2 protein-coding genes are annotated in these 975 nt (G+C 58.3%); both read left to right on the top strand.

The window, feature by feature from the left end; all coding sequences use genetic code 11:
- The first annotated feature begins 14 nt into the window (after positions 1 to 14).
- Complete coding sequence (locus J6525_RS46445; RefSeq protein WP_225649324.1) at positions 15 to 224, top strand: group II intron maturase-specific domain-containing protein; 210 nt, start codon at positions 15 to 17, stop codon at positions 222 to 224.
- Positions 225 to 300: 76 nt separating this feature from the next.
- The gene (locus J6525_RS46440; RefSeq protein ID WP_225649614.1) at positions 301 to 816 is read left to right on the top strand and encodes a group II intron maturase-specific domain-containing protein; all 516 of its coding nucleotides are present in this window, start codon (positions 301 to 303) and stop codon (positions 814 to 816) included.
- Positions 817 to 975: the final 159 nt, after the last annotated feature.

Here is a 975-nt window from a genome sequence, read left to right as displayed (position 1 = left end):
TCATTCGAGGCTGGATGAACTACTATGGTCGGTACTACAAGTCGGCGCTTTATCCGACACTACGCCATCTCGACCGATGTCTCGCGCGATGGGCGATGTCGAAATACAAACGTCTGCGGCGACATCGAAGACGGGCAGAGCACTGGGTACGGGACATTGCGTGCCGCACCCCCACGCTATTGGCCCATTGGCCGATGCTGCACAAGACGGCGGCTGGACGGTAAGAGCCGGATGAGCGGAGACGTTCACGTCCGGATCTGTGAGCGCCTGGGGGTGAAACTCCCCCGGGCGACTCGACTGGTGGTCTTGATCGACGCCCACAAACGTCATGACTGGCTGATTGGTGCTGTGACCAAGCGACTTCGAGAGGAGTTCGACAAGCTGCAGGTTGAAATCAATGATGAGAAGAGCCGCATAGTCGATCTAGGGCGAGGCAAGAGCTTCGGCTTTCTGGGTTTTGACTTTCGCTACATCCGCAGCTTGCGGGGAGCGATGCGGCCGCACTACACGCCCAAGCTGAAGAAGCGAACGGCGCTACTGCGGGATCTGAAGGAAGTATTTCGTCGGCACCGATCGCAACCGATTGGCAGGGTCATCAACCTGATCAATCCGAAGCTCCGGGGCTGGGTGAACTACTTTTCGGCTGGACACTCTGGCAGGTGTTTCAGCTACATCAGAGATTGGGTGGAGAAGAAGGTCAGGCGCCATCTGGCGCGGGCACGGCAACGAAAGGGCTTCGGCTGGGAGCAGTGGAGTAAATCATGGCTGTACGATACCCTGAAGCTGTTCAACGACTACCGGGTAAAACACGGCTGACGAAAGCTGCCCAGCGTGATAGGTCCCATAAACCTTGATGCGAAGCGAATGGGGGCGCGTAGTGCGGGAAATCCGCATGCTGCGTGCGATGAGGCGGGGGCTGGAAACGTACACATCCAAGGCTCTTGGATGTGCGGCGCGCCAGTCCTCGACCCTACC

This window comes from Bradyrhizobium australafricanum (genome assembly GCF_020329495.1).
GTDB lineage: Bacteria > Pseudomonadota > Alphaproteobacteria > Rhizobiales > Xanthobacteraceae > Bradyrhizobium > Bradyrhizobium australafricanum.
Note: the sequence above shows the minus strand (reverse complement) of the source record. Positions and strands in the feature narration are given on the sequence as shown.

Excerpts from the sequence above, each read along its gene's own strand:
- J6525_RS46445 (WP_225649324.1), top strand. The coding sequence starts at position 15 with ATGAACTACTATGGTCGGTACTACAAGTCGGCGCTTTATCCGACACTA.